The sequence below is a fragment of the Mucilaginibacter lutimaris genome (genome assembly GCF_042676625.1).
Taxonomy (GTDB): Bacteria; Bacteroidota; Bacteroidia; order Sphingobacteriales; family Sphingobacteriaceae; genus Mucilaginibacter; species Mucilaginibacter lutimaris.
Window position 1 is genome coordinate 91,285 of record NZ_JBHTIA010000012.1, and the last position, 18,425, is coordinate 109,709.

Genomic DNA, 18,425 nt, shown 5'->3' on the forward strand with positions numbered 1-18,425 from the left:
GTTTTTTCCAATGACTTAATGACTCTCAATGACCCAATGAAAAAGAACTTAGATGTTTGCCTTACCCCCGCCCTTATCCCGTTATATAACGTGCAGGATTATATTGTGGTGGTGATAGATATTTTCAGGGCTACATCATCTATCTGTTATGGTATTGAAAACGGTGCCGAAGCGATCATCCCGGTATCTGAGGTGGAAGAATGTGCCGCTTACCGCGATAAAGGACTTAATTACCTTATAGCTGCCGAACGCGATGGTAAAGTGGTTGATGGTTTCGACTTTGGCAATTCGCCATTCTCATACAAGGCCGAAAAGGTTGCCGGTAAAACTGTAGTGCTTACCACCACTAATGGCACCCATGCGCTGCATTTGTCTCGCAGTGCAAAAAAGATTGTTATTGGTTCATTTCTTAATTTAACTGCGCTTTGCAACTGGCTAAAAACCCAGCAAGAAAATATCCTGCTGGTGTGCGCCGGATGGAAAAACAACTTTAATCTGGAAGATACGCTTTTTGCAGGCGCAGTTATAGAGCAGTTAAAAAATAGCGGCTACACTTTAGATGATCCCGCCATTGCCGCCAACGACCTTTTCCAGATAGGCAAAAACGACATTAGCCAATACCTCAGCAAAACATCCCACGGCGAACGCCTCAAAAAACTCGGCATCGAGAAAGATATTGAATTTTGCCTGCAGGTGGACATGACGATAGCCATCCCTGTGTTGGATGGGGATAAGTTGGTTAAGCTTGTTTAGCTATTTCAATTTTTCATTATTCTGGTGCCTGTCGGCATCGCGGATGCTTTTCTTTTGAAGGTTTTTCTCCAATGCATCTGTCAGGTCTATCCCTGTTTGGTTGGCCAGGCAAATGAGCACGAACAGCACATCGGCCATTTCATCCGCAAGGTTCACCTCCTTGTCCGATTGTTTAAACGATTGCTCGCCGTATTGCCTTGCCATAATGCGGGCAACCTCGCCAACCTCTTCCATTAACATGGCGGTATTGGTAAGCTCGTTAAAATAACGTATGCCGGTCGTTTTTATCCAATTATCTACCAGATGTTGCGCTTGTTTTATTTCCATAAAGCAATATTACAATAATTAGTAATCGGTTAGCGTATCACCTTGCGGGTTGACTCACCCGGCGGCACTATGTGCGCGACCCTCTCTGCTTCGCAAAGAGGGTGAGAAATTGGCTTTCCCTAACAGAAGGCTTAAGATGCGGTCTCCCCCCCTCTTTGCGAAGCAGAGAGGGGGGGGGCAAACGTAGGTCCTGACTATTGTTGAGAGGTGAGTAACTTATCGCCTTGCAACCATTCACTAATCAACCGTTCTCTATTCACTAATCTCCAAAACCCTTATCTTTGCCCAAATATGAAGATGAGTGCGGGTACCCCTTTCCAATTTTTAGATCAGGATCTTTTACTGTTACCACAAAAAGCAATTTATTGGGCGCAACAGAACGCGCTGATAGTTACCGATGTGCATTTTGGCAAGGTTGGGCATTTCCGCAAAGCAGGTATCGCCATCCCCCGCAACATGGAACAGGACGATTTGGCGATGCTGTCGGATCTTATTTATGAACATCGCCCCGAAAAACTCATTTTCCTGGGCGACCTTTTCCACAGCGACATGAACAACGACTGGGATTGGTTTGTACTTTGGCGCAGCCAGTTCCCTAAGCTGGAGATCATATTGATAAAAGGCAACCACGATATTATTAGCGATAAGCATTATACCAATCTTGGCATTGTGTTACATAAACGTTTGGTGATGGGCCCTTTCCTGATGTTACACCACCCGCTGCCCGATCCGGAGACGAAAGATGAAGATGGTTACGTGCTATGCGGGCACATTCACCCGGGTGTAAGTTTAGTGGGCAGGGGCAGGCAAAAAGTTACGCTACCATGTTTTGCCTTTGGTAAGCACCAGGCCATACTGCCTTCCTTTGGCAAATTTACTGGCAAGGTGGCTATCCTGAGCCGCAAGGCCGATAAAGTTTTTGGCGTATTAACAGATAAAGTGATAGCCATTAGCTGATCATTAGCGATTATTTTTCATATAACTTCTTGTTTTTCTTATAGTTATTTGTAAATTGAGGTCTCCAATAACCTGAATTTATATGAAAAGCGTAAAACACATCCTTGCCCGTAAGGGGAGCAATGTTATTGCTGTACCCGCCAAAACCACCGTATTAGATGTACTGAAGCTAATGTCCGAAAAGAACATTGGCTCGGTAGTGGTAACAGAAAGTGACGAATACATTGGCCTGGTAACCGAGCGCGATTACGCCCGTAAGATCATATTAATGGGTAAACACTCCGACGATACCACCGTTGGCGAAATTATGAGCAATGGCTTCCCGCATATCACCCCCGAATCGAGCGTGGATAGCTGCATGCTTATCATGAGCGAGAACAACATACGCTACCTGCCTGTATTTAATAAAGAAGATAAACTTTGCGGCATAATATCTATTAATGATGTGGTTTACGAAACCATTCACTCCCAAAAGGAAACCATAGAGCAGATGCATAGCTATATACATTCTACTTAAAGCCCACATTAAAACCATTCCTGCTTTAAAAAGTTACTCATTTACGGCGCGTTCATGCCCGGCAAACTATTATGCAGTACACTTTTAAACAGCAGGCAACCCCTATTATGTTTGGTGCCGAGGTTTTTATAGAACCGGGGCAAACCCCACAGGAGATAGACCTTTGGTTTAAACGGCTAAAGGAAGCCGGGATGACGGTTACCCGCATCCGCTTGTTTGAAACCTACATGCACCGGGCCGATGGCACCTGGGATTTTACCTTATTTGATGAGGCCTACAAAGCGGCCGATAAATACGGCATTAAAGTTTACGGCAACCTGTTCCCCGCCACCGCGTTTACCGACCTGGGCGGATTAAAATTTCCGAAGGATGAAGACCACCTGGGCGCTATCGAAAGATATGTAGCTAATGTAGTTAGCCACTTTAAACAGTTCGACTCATGCTACGGCTGGGTGCCCGTTAATGAACCGGGCGTTGGACATTTCCCGCAAGAGCAATTTGCAACCGATAAATTTAAGGAATGGAAAGCAGCGCGGGCGGCAATTGATTACAATAGCGGCGGGTACGACCGTTTCGATTTTGCCGACGAGCGTTTTCACCTGTACTATAACACCTGGTTCCTGCAATGGCTTACAGATGAGATACACAAGCACCATCCCGGGAGCATCATCCATGTAAATAACCACGCTATTTTTACCCACGTAGCCGAATATGATTTTACTGCCTGGCGAAGCTTTTTAACCAGCCTTGGTGGCTCGGCTCATGCAAGCTGGCATTTTGGTTATTTTAACCGCACACAATATGCCCTGGCCATCGCGGCCAACTGCGAAATACTGCGGTCGGGCGCAGGTGATATCCCATGGTTTATGACAGAACTGCAGGGCGGCAACAATACCTACAGTGGTTTTTTAGCGCTGTGCCCTACACAAGAAGAAATTGCCCAATGGCTGTGGATAGCCATTGGTACCGAAAGCAAAGGCGCGATATTCTGGTGCCTCAACCCGCGTTCATCCGGCATTGAGGCAGGCGAATGGGCCATGTTAAATTATCATAACGAACCATCTGACAGGTTGCTGGCCACAACAGAAGTTATCAAGACCCTGAACGAGCATATCACCTTTTTTAAAGATGCCGTTGAAACCGAATCGGGCATCAATATCCTTTACATTCGCGAATCCCTTTGGATAGAAAAAACCCTGCAAATGGGCGGCAAAAGCTATGAAGGGCGGGATGTAGGCGGGGTGATGAAAGCTGCCATCGCCTACTTTGAGGCGTTGAGTGAAGCCGGGATACAAGCTAATTTTAAAGAGATAAGTGAATTTAATTTTGATAAGTCAAACTATAACGGCTCAGTTATCATTCTGGCGCATCAAATTTCTATCCCATCAAAATACTGGCCTGCGCTGGAAAGATTTGTACAAAACGGAGGTAAACTGATTGCTGATGGATTAACAGGTTATTATGATGAGAACGCGGTAGGCACCATGCGCCTGGGCTTCCCGCTGCGCAACCTTTTTGGAGTCGATATTTTGGAGTATAAGGCTATTGATGAAATGGAAGAGCTGGTTGCCGATGGCATTGCCCTGCCTGCTTACCAGTGGCGCGGCGAGTTAAGCCTTACTACAGCAACTCCATTAGCGTATAATGGCGATACAATTACCGCCACACAAAATACATTAGGCAGCGGTAAAGTTTACTGGGTGCCATCACTTGTAGGTTTAGGCAGCAGGATACTGGGCGACTATAATCACCTGAATATGTTTCTCGCCAAAGTGATAGGCCTTCATACACTTGATCTTTCCTTTGTGTTTGAAGAACCTCAAAAGGGCGTAGTAATGAAGGTAATGGGCAGCGGTAAAGAATGGGTAACCATTATCATCAACAAGGCTACTACCCGGCGCGAATTTAAGCTAACGCTTAGCAATCCATCCCTGCAGCCCATTGTTATTTTTGCTAAAAGCGGTGGCAAGGTAGGTGGAAACCATGTGAGTATAGAAGCCGAGGAAACACTGGTCATAAAATGGATGTAGGTAATAATAATTTACTTTAGCGCCTTCTTCATCTTCCTCGCAAGGGCAATAGCCGCTTCTTCTTCTACCCTGAATTTTACTACGCGAGTAATCAAGTCCAGCGGCAAAGGCTCGTCCAAAGGGAATTGAACAGAACCTTTCGCGCCTTTATACACGGATAACTCATCCTTAAAGCTGGCGATGCCGCTTGCACCAGGGTAAAACCCAATATGCTTATCCCAGCCGGCAAAATATACCAGCACACTATTGATTTTGTATCCCGGCATCCCATAGCTTATAACTTCTGTTGCCTGTGGCGCGGCGTTTTTTATTGTACGGCGCAGCTCTTCCATTCTAGCCTGCACCTGTGCGGGGTAGGCTGCTATGTACTCATCCGCATTGTTAGGCTTTTGCATTGTCGTCCTTGCTGTTATTTAACCGTTCATTTTGGCCATATCCATATAAAGCGCGTTCCAGCGGTGGCCATCCGGGTCGGCAAATGCGCAGCCATACATCCAGCCCTGTATTTCGGCAGGCGGGGCAAACAGATCACCGCCAGCGGCAATTACTTTTTCAGCTACTTCTTCCACTTCTTCCCGGCTATCGGCACTGAACGAAAACATCACCTCGGTACCCTTCGAAGTATCGGCGACCGGGTTTTGCGTGGCCGACTTAAACACATCCTCTACAATAAGCATTACAATGGTGTTCTTGTCGCCAATTGCAAGCGGGGCCATTTTATTGTTATTGCCCGGGCCATCTTTAATAGCAAAACCAATGGCGGTAAAAAACTCTTTCGATCTGTTAAGGTCCTTAACAGGCAGGTTCATCCATAATTCCTTTGTCATAATGCTTAGCTTTTAACGGTTTTAATTTAACAAATATAATATGGTATGAACATCGGTGTAGGGGCATAATGCGACCATTAAGGGGTAAATGCCGACATTGAATCTGTTTAAACCTCCCGGCTATTTTATGCAAAATAATTTAACTGATTAATCCCATTTAATTTTTCATATTTGTTTAATATATTGCCTAATACAATACGCCTGCCTGTGAATATTGATCTTACAAACTGCGATAGGGAACCTATCCACATCCCCGGAAAAATACAATCTCATGGTTTTTTATTAGTTATAGATCATGACGGTTACATCCGTTTCGAAAGTGAAAACGCCTCATCTTACCTCAAAAATGTACCTCCCGGCTTGCTGGGCAAACATATAAGTACCGTAGAACCGCTGATAGGTAAAAACGAACCGCCCGATTTTATAAATCGCTTAATTATTTTTGGTAAAGTAAACGGGTTCGAACAAACCAATCCCTTCAATACAGATATTTACGGCCAGCCTTTCCATTTAATTATATCAGCATCTGCCAATTATTATCTGCTCGAGTTTGAGCCGGCACGATCTGACAGCGCTACGGAGATACACAAATTAATTGGCCGCTCCATATCAGAGATGCTTGCAGATAAAAATTTGCAAAATTTATTGAACAACAGCGCCATTCAGGTAAAAAACGTAATTGGGTACGATAGGGTTATGGTATATCGCTTTGCCGCGGATGGGCATGGCGAGGTAATTGCCGAAGCAAGAAACCCCGAATTACCATCGTGGCTTGGTTTGCATTACCCGGCATCAGACATCCCCAAGCAGGCGCGCGAGCTATATAAGGTAAACTTAACCCGTTTAATAGCCGATGTTAATAACCAGCCATCAGCCATATTAACAGAGGCCGGTAACGAAGCTCCATTAGACCTTACTAACTCGCACCTTCGCGCGGTATCGCCTATACACATCCAGTATTTAAAAAATATGGGGGTGCAATCCAGCTTTAGCATCTCGTTGATATATAAAGGCGAACTTTGGGGTTTAATTGCCTGCCATAATTATACACCAAGGTTTATTGATTACCGCTCCCGCGAGTCGGCAAAGTTAATAGGCCAGATCCTTTCTTCGGCGCTTGAGTTCAGGCAGGATGAAGAGAACCAGCAATTGCAAGAACGCTACAAAAGCGCGGTTGACCAGCTCAGCCGCCTGATGCTTAAGGATAACAATATTGAGTACGCCCTTACAGGCCATGCGGTTACATTACTTAACGCGGTTGATGCTACAGGCGCCGTGTTAGTATTTGAAAATAATATAACCAGGTTTGGCACTACGCCTGATAACGCTCAGATAAACAGCCTAATCAGTTGGATAAAAAACAACGTAGCCGAAACCTTTTTTTATACCGAAAAGCTTTCTGAGAAATTTCCGGAGGCTGCGGTGTACCGCAAGATCGCATCGGGTATAATGGTTACCGCCCTGTCGCGTGAGATGGGCGAATATGTAATATGGTTTAAACCCGAGCAATTACAAACCATTACCTGGGCAGGCAACCCCGAAAAACCCGTTACCATTGATACAAGCACCGGCATGGCGCACATATCGCCACGTAACTCTTTCGATGAATGGTCGCAAACGGTTACGGGCACATCGGTAAAATGGAGCAACGAAGAAATTAAATCAGTAGTGCGGTTACGTAGCGAAATAACTTACGCCATTAACCAAAAAGCCGGTGCCATCAGGTTACTTAACGAGAAACTGAAGCAGGCTTATGAGGAGCTGGATACATTTAGCTTTACCATATCGCACGATCTGAAGAATCCCATCTCTACTATAAAAAGCTTTACGCAGATCTTACTGAGAGATGCCGAATTAAAGCCCCAAACTGTTAAAATTTTAGAACGCATTAATAACGGCGCCGATAAAATGAACAGCATGATCAACGAGGTGCTTGATTACTCGCGCATAAACCGCTCCGAACTGGCGAAAAGCGAAATTGACACCGCGCCTATGATACATGATATTGTGCGCGATCTGCTGCTTATCTATAATGTAGATGAAAGCTGTGTGCATATTGGCAATACACCAAAAATACAGGGCGACCCGGTAATGATACCACAGGTATTTGCCAACATCATCAGCAACGCCATAAAATATTCATCAAAATCCAATCCTCCAAAAGTAACTATTGATGGATCTGAAAATGACAGCGAGGTAACCTATACCATTACCGATAACGGGCTGGGTATTGATATTAAACAACTCCCCAAAATATTTGAGTTGTTTAACAGGCTGGATAATGTTGGGGATATTGAAGGATCGGGCGTTGGGCTTGCTATTGTAAAACGCATTATAGAAAAACACAACGGCAAGATTTGGGTAGATAGCGAACTTGGGCAGGGGTCAACCTTTAATATTTCATTTAAGAAATAAAACTGCCTATCTGCAAAGAACTCTATAGATCGGTTTTTGCTTTACGGAAAGACGGTTTTATTTTCTTGCTCCCTTTCCGTTAGAGATGGCTGGGGAGAGGCTTTTGCCTTTTCAAACCATTGGCCAAATTTCAAAAAGGTTTCGTTTGCGGCCGCTATTACAACGGCTTGCTCCGCCAGGTTTTGTGCCTGCCGGTTTAGTATGCCCTTAAAGGTATTCCACATGGGTTCGGTATTATCGCCGTAGCTTCTGAAAAAAGAAAGGCCTTTATTGCCCAGTTGTAATTGCTGCTGCATCATGTTACTGATGATCTTGCCACCAAGCGTCGATCCTTCTATCACATACAAAGCGCCCAGGGCTTCTAAATGGTTGTTTATGCGTGGCAGGTCGTCACCCTCAGCTTTAGCGGGCACATCGCCTCCAAGAAAAGTAATGTCATCGGCAATTGCTTGCGTTTTGCGGCGCTCGGCATTATCGGGCAAAAGATCTTTATCAATAGCCTCATTTATCTTTACTTCCAGTCCCCCAAAATATCCGTAAAAAAGTCTTAATAAATCGGCGTACTCCTGCTGCGAGCGAATGGCCTTTAACTGGCCTACAAGCGCCTTTTCTAATATCTGATGGTTTGTTTTGGTCTCTTCTTTTAATTTATCCGATAGCATACTTTATATTCCACAAAACGTGAGTCGGTAAAAATAGCAAACCTAATTGCTTAAAAGCTTGCTTATTAAAATTATAATATTTAGTATTGTGTACCAATGACACAATGGTTAGGCCATTGTACTGACAACCAATAATTAAACGTATAACCCGGTACTTAATATGAGAAAAAACTACGCGTTGCTGCTTGCGCTGCTCCCTGCTTTTGCATCGGCACAAACCAAATGGACCGAAACTAAAAATGGCGACATCGCTATTGTAATTAACAAAGGCGGCCGCAGCCTGGGCTATTCTACCACATCCGGCATTAAAATACTTACGGTGGATGGCCTGGCTTTTAAAGACCTTAACAAGAACGGCAAACTTGACAAATATGAGGACTGGCGTTTACCCATTGATGCACGCGCCAAAGACCTTGCCTCAAAATTGAGTGTAGAACAAATTGCAGGTTTAATGTTGTACAGCCGCCACCAGATGATCCCGAGCATCCCGGTTGGGCCATTTGCCGGCACGTATGGCGGCAAGCCTTTTAACGAAAGTGGTGCAAAGCCCTACGACCTGTCAGACCAGCAAAAGCAATTCCTTTCTAAAGATAACGTACGCCATGTGCTGGTAACATCGGTACAAAGCCCCGAGGTTGCCGCCCGGTGGAACAATAACGTACAAGCATTTGCAGAGGGCACCGGTATGGGGATACCGGCCAATAACAGTTCAGACCCGCGCCATGGCACTGTTGCTACCGCCGAATATAATGGCGGTGCAGGGGGTACTATCTCTATGTGGCCGGGTTCATTAGGTATGGCAGCCACGTTTAACCCTGCCGAAACGCAAAAGTTTGGCAACATAGCCGCGCAGGAATACCGCGCGCTTGGTATAGCAACCGCACTATCGCCACAGGTAGACATGGCCGGCGACCCACGCTGGAACCGTGTAAGCGGTACTTTTGGCGAAGACCCGAAGCTGGCTGCCGACATGGCAAGGGCTTACATAGATGGTTTCCAAACCTCCACGGGCGATAAAGAACTGGCCAACGGCTGGGGCTACAACAGCGTGAATGCTATGGTGAAACACTGGCCGGGCGGTGGAGCAGGCGAAGGCGGCCGCGACGCGCACTACGGCTTTGGTAAATATGCGGTTTACCCTGGTAACAATTTTAACGAAGCTTTGATACCGTTTACACAAGGTGCTTTTAAGCTTGCCGGTAAAACAGGTATGGCTGCCGCGGTAATGCCCTACTATACCATCAGCTTTAACCAGGATACCAAAAACCACGAGAACGTGGCTAACAATTATAATAAATACATTATTACCGACCTGCTTCGTAACAAATACCATTACGATGGCGTGGTTTGTACCGACTGGCTGGTAACCGGCGATGAAACGGTGATCAATAGCTTCCTGTCGGGAAAATCATGGGGGATGGAAAAAGCCACTATTGCGCAACGCCATTATAAAATATTAATGGCCGGGGTTGACCAGTTTGGCGGCAATAACGATATGGCCCCTGTTTTAGAAGCTTACCAAATGGGTGTTAAAGAACACGGCCAGGCATTTATGCGCGCCCGCTTCGAGCAGTCTGCCGTGCGTTTGTTACGGGGCAGTTTCCGCACCGGCTTATTCGAGAACCCTTATTTGGATGTTGAAACCACCAAGAAAACGGTGGGTAACCCCGGGTTTATGAAAGCCGGCTACGAGGCCCAACTTAAATCTATAGTGATGCTGAAGAACAAAGCCAACGTGCTGCCATTGCAAACCGGCAAAACGGTATATGTGCCTAAAAAATTCACCCCGGCAGGTAAAAACTTTTTGGGAATGCCTTACCCCGAAAAACTGGAGTACCCGGTAAATATGGATATTGTTAAAAAGTACTTCAAGGTAACCGAAAACCCCGATGAGGCCGACTATGCCCTCGTATTTATTGACAGCCCAATTGGGCACGGCGGTTATGACGAAGCGGATGTAAAGGCCGGAGGCAACGGCTATTTACCTATATCGCTGCAATACGGAAAATACACCGCCGAAACAGCCCGTGAGACCAGCCTTGCCGGTGGCGACCCGCTGGAAAAGTTTACCAACCGCAGCTATAAAGGTAAATCAGAAACATCAACCAACGTAACCGACCTTGCGATGGTGAACGATACCTACGCCAAAATGAAGGGCAAACCGGTTATCGTTTCCATCAACATGAGCAACCCTATGGTTTTTGGCGAATTTGAGAAAAATGCCAACGCCATTATTGCCGACTTTGGCGTACAGGGCCAGGCAAGTTTGGATATCATAACCGGCAAGGCTGAACCATCGGCCCTGTTACCATTGCAGATGCCGTTGAATATGCAGGTTGTAGAAGCGCAATACGAAGATGTACCGCATGATATGAAATGCTATACAGATTCCGAAGGCCATGTTTACGATTTCGCTTATGGCTTAAACTGGAAAGGCGTTATCAAAGACGCCCGCACAGCCAAGTATAGTAAACCTGCGGCAAAACCGTAAATTGCATTATAATTAACCACGGAGACAACGGAGATTTTCACAGAGTCACGGAGAATAAAGTCTCTGTGAACTTTGTGTTTTCTTTGTGTCTATGTGGTAAAACCTCAAAACTATGAAACGCATCCTCGCAGTCCTTTTTATGGTAGCGGCAACATCCGCTTTTGCACAAACCACATTTAAGGTTGTTAAAACCAATGCGGGGTTAATTTCAGGAACGGTAAGCGAGGATGAGAGCGTTCATATATTCAAGGGGATCCCATTTGCCGCGCCGCCAGTTGGCGAATTGCGATGGAAAGCGCCGCAACCTGTAAAGCCTTGGGCGGGCGTAAAAGATTGCAGCCGGTTTGCAAAAAGCCCCATGCAGGGCAAGCCTAATGAGTTTGGGGTTTACACCCGCGAGTTCCTGATAAAAGACGAACCGCTAAGCGAAGACTGCCTGTACCTGAACGTTTGGACAGGCGCTAAATCCCCCGCCGAGAGGCGCCCCGTAATGGTGTGGATCTATGGCGGCGGTTTTGTAAGTGGCGGCACCAATGTGCCTATTTATGATGGCGAAGCGCTTGCAAAAAAGGGGATTATTTTAGTAAGCATTCCCTATCGTGTTGGCATATTTGGTTTTTTCGCCCACCCGGAATTAACCAAGGAATCACCTAACCATGCATCGGGTAATTACGGGCTGATGGACCAGCTGGCAGCCTTAAAATGGGTAAAAGCAAATATTGCCGCTTTTGGCGGCGACCCGGGTAATGTTACTATAGCGGGCCAGTCGGCAGGTTCTTATGGCGTTAACTACCTTGTGGCATCGCCACTGGCTAAAGGTTATTTCAACAAAGCCATTGCAGAAAGCGGCGCGCACATGCTGCCGGGCAAAGGCAGTGGCGTATCATTAGCCGAGGCCGAAAAAGGTGGGTTGGCAGCCGCTACAGAACTTCACGCGGCGACACTTACCGACCTGCGTAAGCTGCCTGCTGATGAATTGCTGAAACAAAACAACTTCCGCCCAATTATAGATGGCTACTTGTTACCAATGGTACCCGCAGATATTTTTGCCGCCAATAAAGAAAGCCAGGTACCATTGCTCACCGGCTGGAACGAAGATGATGCCTTTATGGGCAATATTAAAAATGCCGTAGATTATACTGCGGGGATTAATAAACGCTTTGGCGCCAGAGCGGCAGAAGTTTTGAAACTATATCCCGGCACAACAGGTGCCGAAGCAGAAAGGTCGCAGATCAGGATGTCGCGCGATCAGATGTTTGGTGTGCAAAATTACAGTTGGGCAAACCAACAAAGCGCAAAAAACAAAGCAAAAGTTTATTTATACCGCTTTACCCGCCGTCTGCCCGCCACTGCCGATTTTAAAAAATATGGCGCCTTCCACACCGGCGAGGTGGCTTATGTATTCGACAACCTAAAATTCCTGAACCGCCGGTTTGAACCTGTAGACCATGCGCTGGCAAATACCATATCGCAATATTGGGTAAACTTTGTTAAAACAGGCAACCCCAATGGTAACGGGTTGCCCGAGTGGCCTGCTTATAACAGGACAACAGCAAAAACCATGTACCTGGGCGAAAAGCCCGGCGCTAAAACTTTGGCTGATAAGGCTGCTTTAGAATTTACAGTAAGGGACATGACCAAATAAGGTATATAAATCTTTTTTGATGTTCATGGTGACAGTGGTATGCCACCATTTTAAATGATAAATACCTGGCAATAAAGAGTTTGCGAAAAATACACCTGCTTGTGCAATCGTGAACGTGAACATTTTACGTCATTTAAAATGGTTATACCGTTACCTAAGTGTCATAAAAGCCCGTATGCGAAAACCCTGTAGCTTTAAATGGGTTTATACTACAACGTCTTCGCAGAAAAGTAACACACTCATTACATTTATGTTATTCATATCCTGTTTATTTGGCGTTTAATATTATAGCTAAACAGTATCTATTTATTATTAAAAATGTGATATTTACAGCGCGATACTAAATCTACATTCAACATTTTATCACCGGTTCCATGAAAACTACTCCTTCAGCTTTAAAGATCCTTTCAATCGATATCGGTGGCTCAAGCATTAAAGCTACCATCTTAAACAGCAAAGGCGAGCTTACCATGGATTATAAAAAAATTGCCACCCCAAAACCGGCCAATCCGGCCAATGTGGTTAAGGCAATTAATACCTTGGTGAAAGACTTTCCGGCTTTCGATAAAATATCGGTAGGGTTCCCGGGGTATGTACGCAACAGCATTGTAAAAACAGCGCCAAACCTGGGTAACGATTTCTGGAAGGATGTTGATTTTAGAAAAATGCTGCAGACCGATTTGGGCAAGGATGCGCAGGTGGTAAACGATGCCGATATGCAGGGCCTTGGCGTAGTTAGCGGCAAAGGCCTGGAAATGGTAATTACCCTGGGCACAGGCTTTGGCACCGCCCTGTTAATGGACGGGCACTTGCTGCCGCATTTAGAAGTGTCGCACCACCCCATATCAAAAGGCCGCGATTATGACCAGTATATAGGCGATAAGGCCCTTGACGAAATAGGCGAAAAGAAGTGGAACAAGCGCATAAAAAAGGTTTTTGAAATATTAAAAACCGTATTCAACTACGACTACTTATATATAGGCGGCGGCAATTCAGACCTGCTTGATTTTAAGCTGGAAAAAAACATGAAAATAGTAACCAATGCCGATGGCATTAAAGGCGGGGCCAAATTGTGGCAGGAGGATAAGCACCCCGTTACACATACCGCGATGGCAACCCCAACAAAATAATCATCTTTCTCATTTTTACTTACAACAATGGAAAAACAAAACAAAGAACTGGAACAATTAGCAATAGATACCGTTAGGATACTTTCGGCAGATGCAGTACAAAAAGCAAATTCGGGCCACCCGGGCACGGCAATGGCTTTGGCACCAATGGGCCACGTACTTTGGACCAAGTTTTTAAATTATAACCCAAAAAATCCCGATTGGGCTAACCGCGACAGGTTTATACTTTCTGCAGGGCACGCATGTATTTTACAATACAACTTTTTATATTTAACAGGATATGATCTTTCATTAGATGATATCAAACAATTTCGCCAGTTAAACAGCAAAACCGCCGGCCACCCCGAGTATGGTTTGGCACCGGGCGTTGATGTAACTACCGGGCCGCTTGGCCAGGGTTTTGCAAACGGTGTTGGTTTTGCTATAGCCCAAAAACATTTGGCAGCACGTTACAATAAGCCGGGCTTCGACCTTTTCAATTATAACATCTACACCATCTGTAGCGATGGTGATATGATGGAAGGTGTAACTTCTGAGGCGGCTTCATTAGCAGGCCACTTACAGTTAGGTAACCTGATCTATTTATATGACGATAATCACATCTCTATCGAGGGCAGTACTGATATTGCCTTTAACGAAGATGTAAGCGCCCGTTTCCGTGCTTACGGATGGCATGTACAGGAAATCCCTGACGTTAATGATACTCATGCATTAGAACTGGCTTTGATCAACGCTAAAACAGAAACTCAAAAACCATCGTTGATCCGCGTTCGCTCGCTTATCGCTTACGGTAGCCCTAACAAATCGGGTACTGCAGGTTCACACGGCTCGCCACTTGGTGCCGATGAGATCAAGCTGGTGAAAGAGTTCTTTGGTTTCGACCCTGAGAAATCATTCGACGTACCTGCCGAGGTATTGAAATATTATAACGAAAAAGGCGCCCGCGGCATAAAAAAAGAAGAGAAGTGGGATGAGCTGTTCGCTAAATACAAAGAGAAATTCCCTGAGTTAGCTGCCGAATACGAGGCTGCATTTGCAGGCGAATTGCCAAAAGGCTGGGCAGATAAATTGCCAACCTTTAAGGCATCAGATCCTAAAATGGCAACCCGCCAGGCATCTGGCAAAGTGTTAAATGCCGTTGCATCGAGTTTGCCAAACCTTATTGGCGGTGCGGCAGACCTTGCTCCATCAACAGAAACTAACCTTAAAGAATACGATTCGTTCACATCAGAAAACCGTGCCGGCCGTAATTTCCACTTCGGGATCCGCGAGCATGCGATGGGTTCGGCTTTGAACGGTATGGCTTTAACAAAAGGCTTGTTACCGTTTGGCGCAACCTTCCTGCAATTTGCCGATTATATGCGCCCGCCCATCCGTTTGGCGGCTATTATGAAGATAAGCCCGATATTTGTTTACACCCACGATAGTATTGGTTTGGGCGAGGACGGTACAACCCATCAGCCTGTGGAGCATTTATCATCATTACGTGCAATACCAAATGTTACAGTTATCCGCCCTGCGGACGCAAATGAAACCGCTTTCGCGTGGAAAGTTGCCATCGAGAAAAAAGGCGGCCCAACTGTATTGGTGTTCACCCGCCAGGGCTTGCCAATCCTTGACCAGGATAAATACGGCAAAGCAAGCGGTCTTGAAAAAGGCGCTTACGTAGTATCAAAAGAAAGCAAAAACCCCGACCTGATCTTATTGGCGACCGGTTCTGAAGTTGCTTTGGCGATGGATGCACAGGCACAACTGGAAAAAGACGGCATATCTACACGTGTGGTAAGTATGCCATCATGGGAATTGTTTGAAGCGCAGGATGCTACCTATAAAGAAAGCGTATTGCCAAAAGCAAGCCGGAAACGTTTTGCTATAGAAATGGCATCACCAATGGGATGGCATAAATATACTACTGACGAAGGTGATATGCTTGGCATGACCACCTTTGGTGAAAGCGCCCCGGCAGACGACCTGTACAAACACTTCGGCTTTACGGTTGAAAATGTTGTAGCAAAAGCGAAAGCGATTTTGTAGATATGGGATGTTAGATATGAGATTTGAGATAAAAGGCCGGCTTCGGTCTCACGTCTCAAATCCCGTATCTCAAATCTAAATAAATGAGTTTAATCAGTACCCTGCAATGGTCATCAACTATCACCAATCCTGCTGCTAAACAGCGGGTAGCGCAGCAAATTGCCCAAAAGGTAAAGGATGGCGATGTACTCGGTGTTGGGTCGGGTTCTACAGTGTACATGGCATTATTTGCGATAGCTGAAAGGATAAAGGCCGAAGGGTTAAACATTCTGGCTATCCCTACATCGTTGGAAATAACGATGTTTTGCGCGAAGCTGGGTATCCCGTTGACTACCTTGTTTGAGCATACGCCCCATTGGTTATTTGATGGTGCCGATGAGGTCGACCCTAACAACTGGTTGATAAAAGGCCGCGGCGGGGCAATGTTTAAAGAGAAACTATTGATCCGGAGCAGTCCGCTGAATTATATTATTGTGGACGATAGCAAACTGGTACTAAAGTTGGGAACAAACTTCCCGGTACCGGTAGAGGTTTATCCCCAAGCATTATTGCATGTGGAGGAAGAACTGAAAAAAGTTGGTGCTATTGATATCAAATTAAGGCCTGCAAAAGGTAAGGACGGCCCGATAGTAACGGAGAATAATAACCTGATACTGGACTGTTATTTTGACGATATAAATGACAGCCTTGAACAAGATATAAAAGCGATAACCGGGGTGATCGAAAGTGGCCTTTTTATAGGTTATGATCTTCAAATTTTAACAGCGGAAAATAACTGATAATTTGTGACGTAAGCTTAACATAATAAGGAGATTAAGATTACACTATAGGGAACATTAAATGCCACATTTGTGCGGCAAGCGAATTAAATATTAATACAATTAAAAACCACCATACATACATTATCATGGCAAACAACGTAAAACAAATACATGAATTTGGCCAAAGCATTTGGCTTGATTTTATTGACCGCGAGATCATCTCATCTGGTAAATTACAAAAACTGATTGATGAGGATGGTATAAGAGGCGTAACGTCAAACCCCGCGATATTTGAGAAGGCTATTTCAAGCAGTTCTGATTACGATGCTGATATTGCCGAGTTTGGTAAAGAAAACAGCACTACAGAAGAGTTATTCTTCAAATTAGCTATAAAAGATATTCAGGCAGCTGCCGACCTTTTTAATCCCTTATACAACGAAGGCGTTGTTGGCGCAGATGGTTATGTTAGCTTAGAGGTATCTCCGTTTTTAGCATTAGATGCCGAAGGTACCGCCAAACAAGCCGAGTTGCTTTGGAAACAGGTTGACCGTAAAAACGTAATGATCAAAATTCCGGGTACCAAACCGGGGTTGAAAGCCATCCGCGAAACTATTGCAAAAGGCATTAATGTCAACGTTACCTTATTATTTGGCTTAGAGCGTTATGAAGAAGTTACCGAAGCCTATATCTCAGGCCTTGAAGATCACTTAGCCGCCGGCCATAACATCGAGCACATATCATCGGTAGCAAGCTTTTTCCTGAGCCGTATCGATGTGGTTGTTGACCCTTTATTACAGGAAAAAGGCGAGAATGGCCTTGTTGGCGAAGTTGCCATCGCGTCAGCAAAAAAAGCATACGAGATTTACAAACGTGTTTTCAGCACCGAGCGTTGGAAAGCATTGGAAGCAAAAGGTGGTAAACCACAGCGTTTGCTTTGGGCAAGTACAGGCAGCAAAAACCCTGCGTTTAAAGATACCAAGTACGTTGAGGCGCTTATTGGTCCGGATACCGTTGATACCGTTCCGTTAGAAACTATTGATGCATTCCGCGACCATGGTATTGCTGCTGATACTTTGATGTTAGGCTTAGACCAGGCTACCGAAACTTTAGGCAGGTTAAAAGCCTTAGGCATCGACCTTGATAAAATTACCCAGGACCTGGAAGACGAAGGCATAGATAAATTTAACAAGCCATTCGAAAAATTGCTTAAAGCTATTGAGGACCAAAAGGCTAAAGCATAACTTATAAGCTGATGAAAAAATCAGATGTAAAGATCCTTTTTTTTGACGTTGGTGGCATTTTGCTTACCAACGGATGGGGCCACGAATCTCGCCACGAGGCAGCCAAAAAATTTGGGCTGGATTATGACGAGGTGAATGCCCTGCATAACTTCATCTTCAACGTGTACGAAATAGGCAGTATTACGCTGGATGAATACCTTGATACCGTTATTTTTAACGAGCCCCGGGATTTTGTTCGCGAGGATTTTAAGGAGTTCATCTACGCGCAGTCTGTTGAGTTACCCGATATGCTGAAATGGTTAAAAGAATGGAAAAAGGATTGCGGTTTCCGCATCATATCCATCAATAACGAGGGTAAAGAGCTGAATGATTACCGTGTGCAGAAATTTAAGCTGCACGAGTGTTTCGACGCTTTCATTTCATCGTGCGAGGTAAAAATGCGTAAGCCCGACCCGGGTATCTGGCAACTGGCTATGGGTATTGCCCAGGTATCGCCAAGCCAGTGCGTGTATTTCGACGATCGCATCATGTTTGTACGCACTGCCGAGAAACTGGGCATCCGCTCGTTCCAGCATACCGACTTCGAAACAACTAAAAAAATATTAAACGATCTTAAGAAAGAAAACCTCAAATAA

Annotated in this window: 16 protein-coding genes; 12 read left to right on the forward strand and 4 right to left on the reverse strand. The window is 45.2% G+C overall.

Going from position 1 to position 18,425, the window contains the following annotated elements; translation table 11 throughout:
- Positions 1–36 precede the first annotated feature (36 nt).
- The gene (locus ACFQZI_RS15370; protein ID WP_377143971.1) at positions 37–753 is read left to right on the forward strand and encodes a 2-phosphosulfolactate phosphatase; all 717 of its coding nucleotides are present in this window, start codon (positions 37–39) and stop codon (positions 751–753) included.
- Here the strand turns inward: ACFQZI_RS15370 and ACFQZI_RS15375 are convergent, their stop codons facing one another.
- Positions 754–1,080, reverse strand: a complete 327-nt coding sequence (locus ACFQZI_RS15375; RefSeq protein WP_377143973.1) for a nucleotide pyrophosphohydrolase — start codon at positions 1,078–1,080, stop codon at positions 754–756.
- Positions 1,081–1,371: 291 nt separating this feature from the next.
- Here ACFQZI_RS15375 and pdeM point away from each other — a divergent pair, with 291 nt between their 5' ends.
- The 3 genes from pdeM to ACFQZI_RS15390 all read left to right on the forward strand — a co-directional run bounded on the left by pdeM (position 1,372) and on the right by ACFQZI_RS15390 (position 4,584).
- Positions 1,372–2,037, forward strand: coding sequence for a ligase-associated DNA damage response endonuclease PdeM (pdeM, locus tag ACFQZI_RS15380; protein WP_377143975.1), 666 nt, complete (start codon positions 1,372–1,374; stop codon positions 2,035–2,037).
- A gap of 82 nt (positions 2,038–2,119) precedes the next feature.
- A complete protein-coding gene (locus tag ACFQZI_RS15385; RefSeq protein WP_377143977.1) occupies positions 2,120–2,554 on the forward strand; it encodes a CBS domain-containing protein in 435 nt (144 codons plus the stop codon).
- Between the two features lie 71 nt (positions 2,555–2,625).
- Positions 2,626–4,584: a beta-galactosidase trimerization domain-containing protein gene (locus tag ACFQZI_RS15390; RefSeq protein ID WP_377143979.1), complete on the forward strand. Its 1,959-nt coding sequence runs from the start codon at positions 2,626–2,628 to the stop codon at positions 4,582–4,584.
- Positions 4,585–4,595: 11 nt separating this feature from the next.
- Here ACFQZI_RS15390 and ACFQZI_RS15395 read toward each other — a convergent pair whose 3' ends face one another.
- Together ACFQZI_RS15395 and ACFQZI_RS15400 are read right to left on the reverse strand one after the other, a co-directional pair.
- On the reverse strand, positions 4,596–4,979 hold the full coding sequence (locus ACFQZI_RS15395; protein ID WP_377143981.1) for an iron chaperone: 384 nt from the start codon (positions 4,977–4,979) through the stop codon (positions 4,596–4,598).
- Between the two features lie 18 nt (positions 4,980–4,997).
- Positions 4,998–5,411 (reverse strand): VOC family protein, encoded by a 414-nt coding sequence (locus ACFQZI_RS15400; RefSeq protein WP_377143983.1) that lies wholly within the window; start codon positions 5,409–5,411, stop codon positions 4,998–5,000.
- Between the two features lie 183 nt (positions 5,412–5,594).
- On the opposite strand from ACFQZI_RS15400, the gene ACFQZI_RS15405 reads away from it, so the two are divergent.
- The gene (locus ACFQZI_RS15405) at positions 5,595–7,826 is read left to right on the forward strand and encodes an ATP-binding protein (RefSeq protein ID WP_377143985.1); all 2,232 of its coding nucleotides are present in this window, start codon (positions 5,595–5,597) and stop codon (positions 7,824–7,826) included.
- 41 nt (positions 7,827–7,867) lie between these two features.
- Here the strand turns inward: ACFQZI_RS15405 and ACFQZI_RS15410 are convergent, their stop codons facing one another.
- Positions 7,868–8,488, reverse strand: coding sequence for a biliverdin-producing heme oxygenase (locus ACFQZI_RS15410; RefSeq protein WP_377143988.1), 621 nt, complete (start codon positions 8,486–8,488; stop codon positions 7,868–7,870).
- A 160-nt stretch (positions 8,489–8,648) separates the two neighbouring features.
- Here ACFQZI_RS15410 and ACFQZI_RS15415 point away from each other — a divergent pair, with 160 nt between their 5' ends.
- From ACFQZI_RS15415 to ACFQZI_RS15445, 7 genes are all read left to right on the forward strand, one after another.
- On the forward strand, positions 8,649–10,979 hold the full coding sequence (locus tag ACFQZI_RS15415; protein WP_377143990.1) for a glycoside hydrolase family 3 protein: 2,331 nt from the start codon (positions 8,649–8,651) through the stop codon (positions 10,977–10,979).
- Positions 10,980–11,091: 112 nt separating this feature from the next.
- Positions 11,092–12,624, forward strand: a complete 1,533-nt coding sequence (locus ACFQZI_RS15420) for a carboxylesterase/lipase family protein (RefSeq protein ID WP_377143992.1) — start codon at positions 11,092–11,094, stop codon at positions 12,622–12,624.
- A 374-nt stretch (positions 12,625–12,998) separates the two neighbouring features.
- A complete protein-coding gene (locus ACFQZI_RS15425; RefSeq protein WP_377143994.1) occupies positions 12,999–13,754 on the forward strand; it encodes an ROK family protein in 756 nt (251 codons plus the stop codon).
- A 27-nt stretch (positions 13,755–13,781) separates the two neighbouring features.
- Positions 13,782–15,788, forward strand: coding sequence for a transketolase (tkt, locus tag ACFQZI_RS15430; protein WP_377143996.1), 2,007 nt, complete (start codon positions 13,782–13,784; stop codon positions 15,786–15,788).
- An 83-nt stretch (positions 15,789–15,871) separates the two neighbouring features.
- Positions 15,872–16,567 carry a ribose 5-phosphate isomerase A gene (gene rpiA, locus ACFQZI_RS15435; protein WP_377143997.1) on the forward strand — a complete coding sequence of 232 codons (696 nt, stop codon included), beginning with the start codon at positions 15,872–15,874 and terminating at the stop codon, positions 16,565–16,567.
- 128 nt (positions 16,568–16,695) lie between these two features.
- Positions 16,696–17,790 (forward strand): transaldolase, encoded by a 1,095-nt coding sequence (gene tal, locus ACFQZI_RS15440; protein WP_377143999.1) that lies wholly within the window; start codon positions 16,696–16,698, stop codon positions 17,788–17,790.
- 11 nt (positions 17,791–17,801) lie between these two features.
- A complete protein-coding gene (locus tag ACFQZI_RS15445; RefSeq protein WP_377144000.1) occupies positions 17,802–18,425 on the forward strand; it encodes an HAD family hydrolase in 624 nt (207 codons plus the stop codon).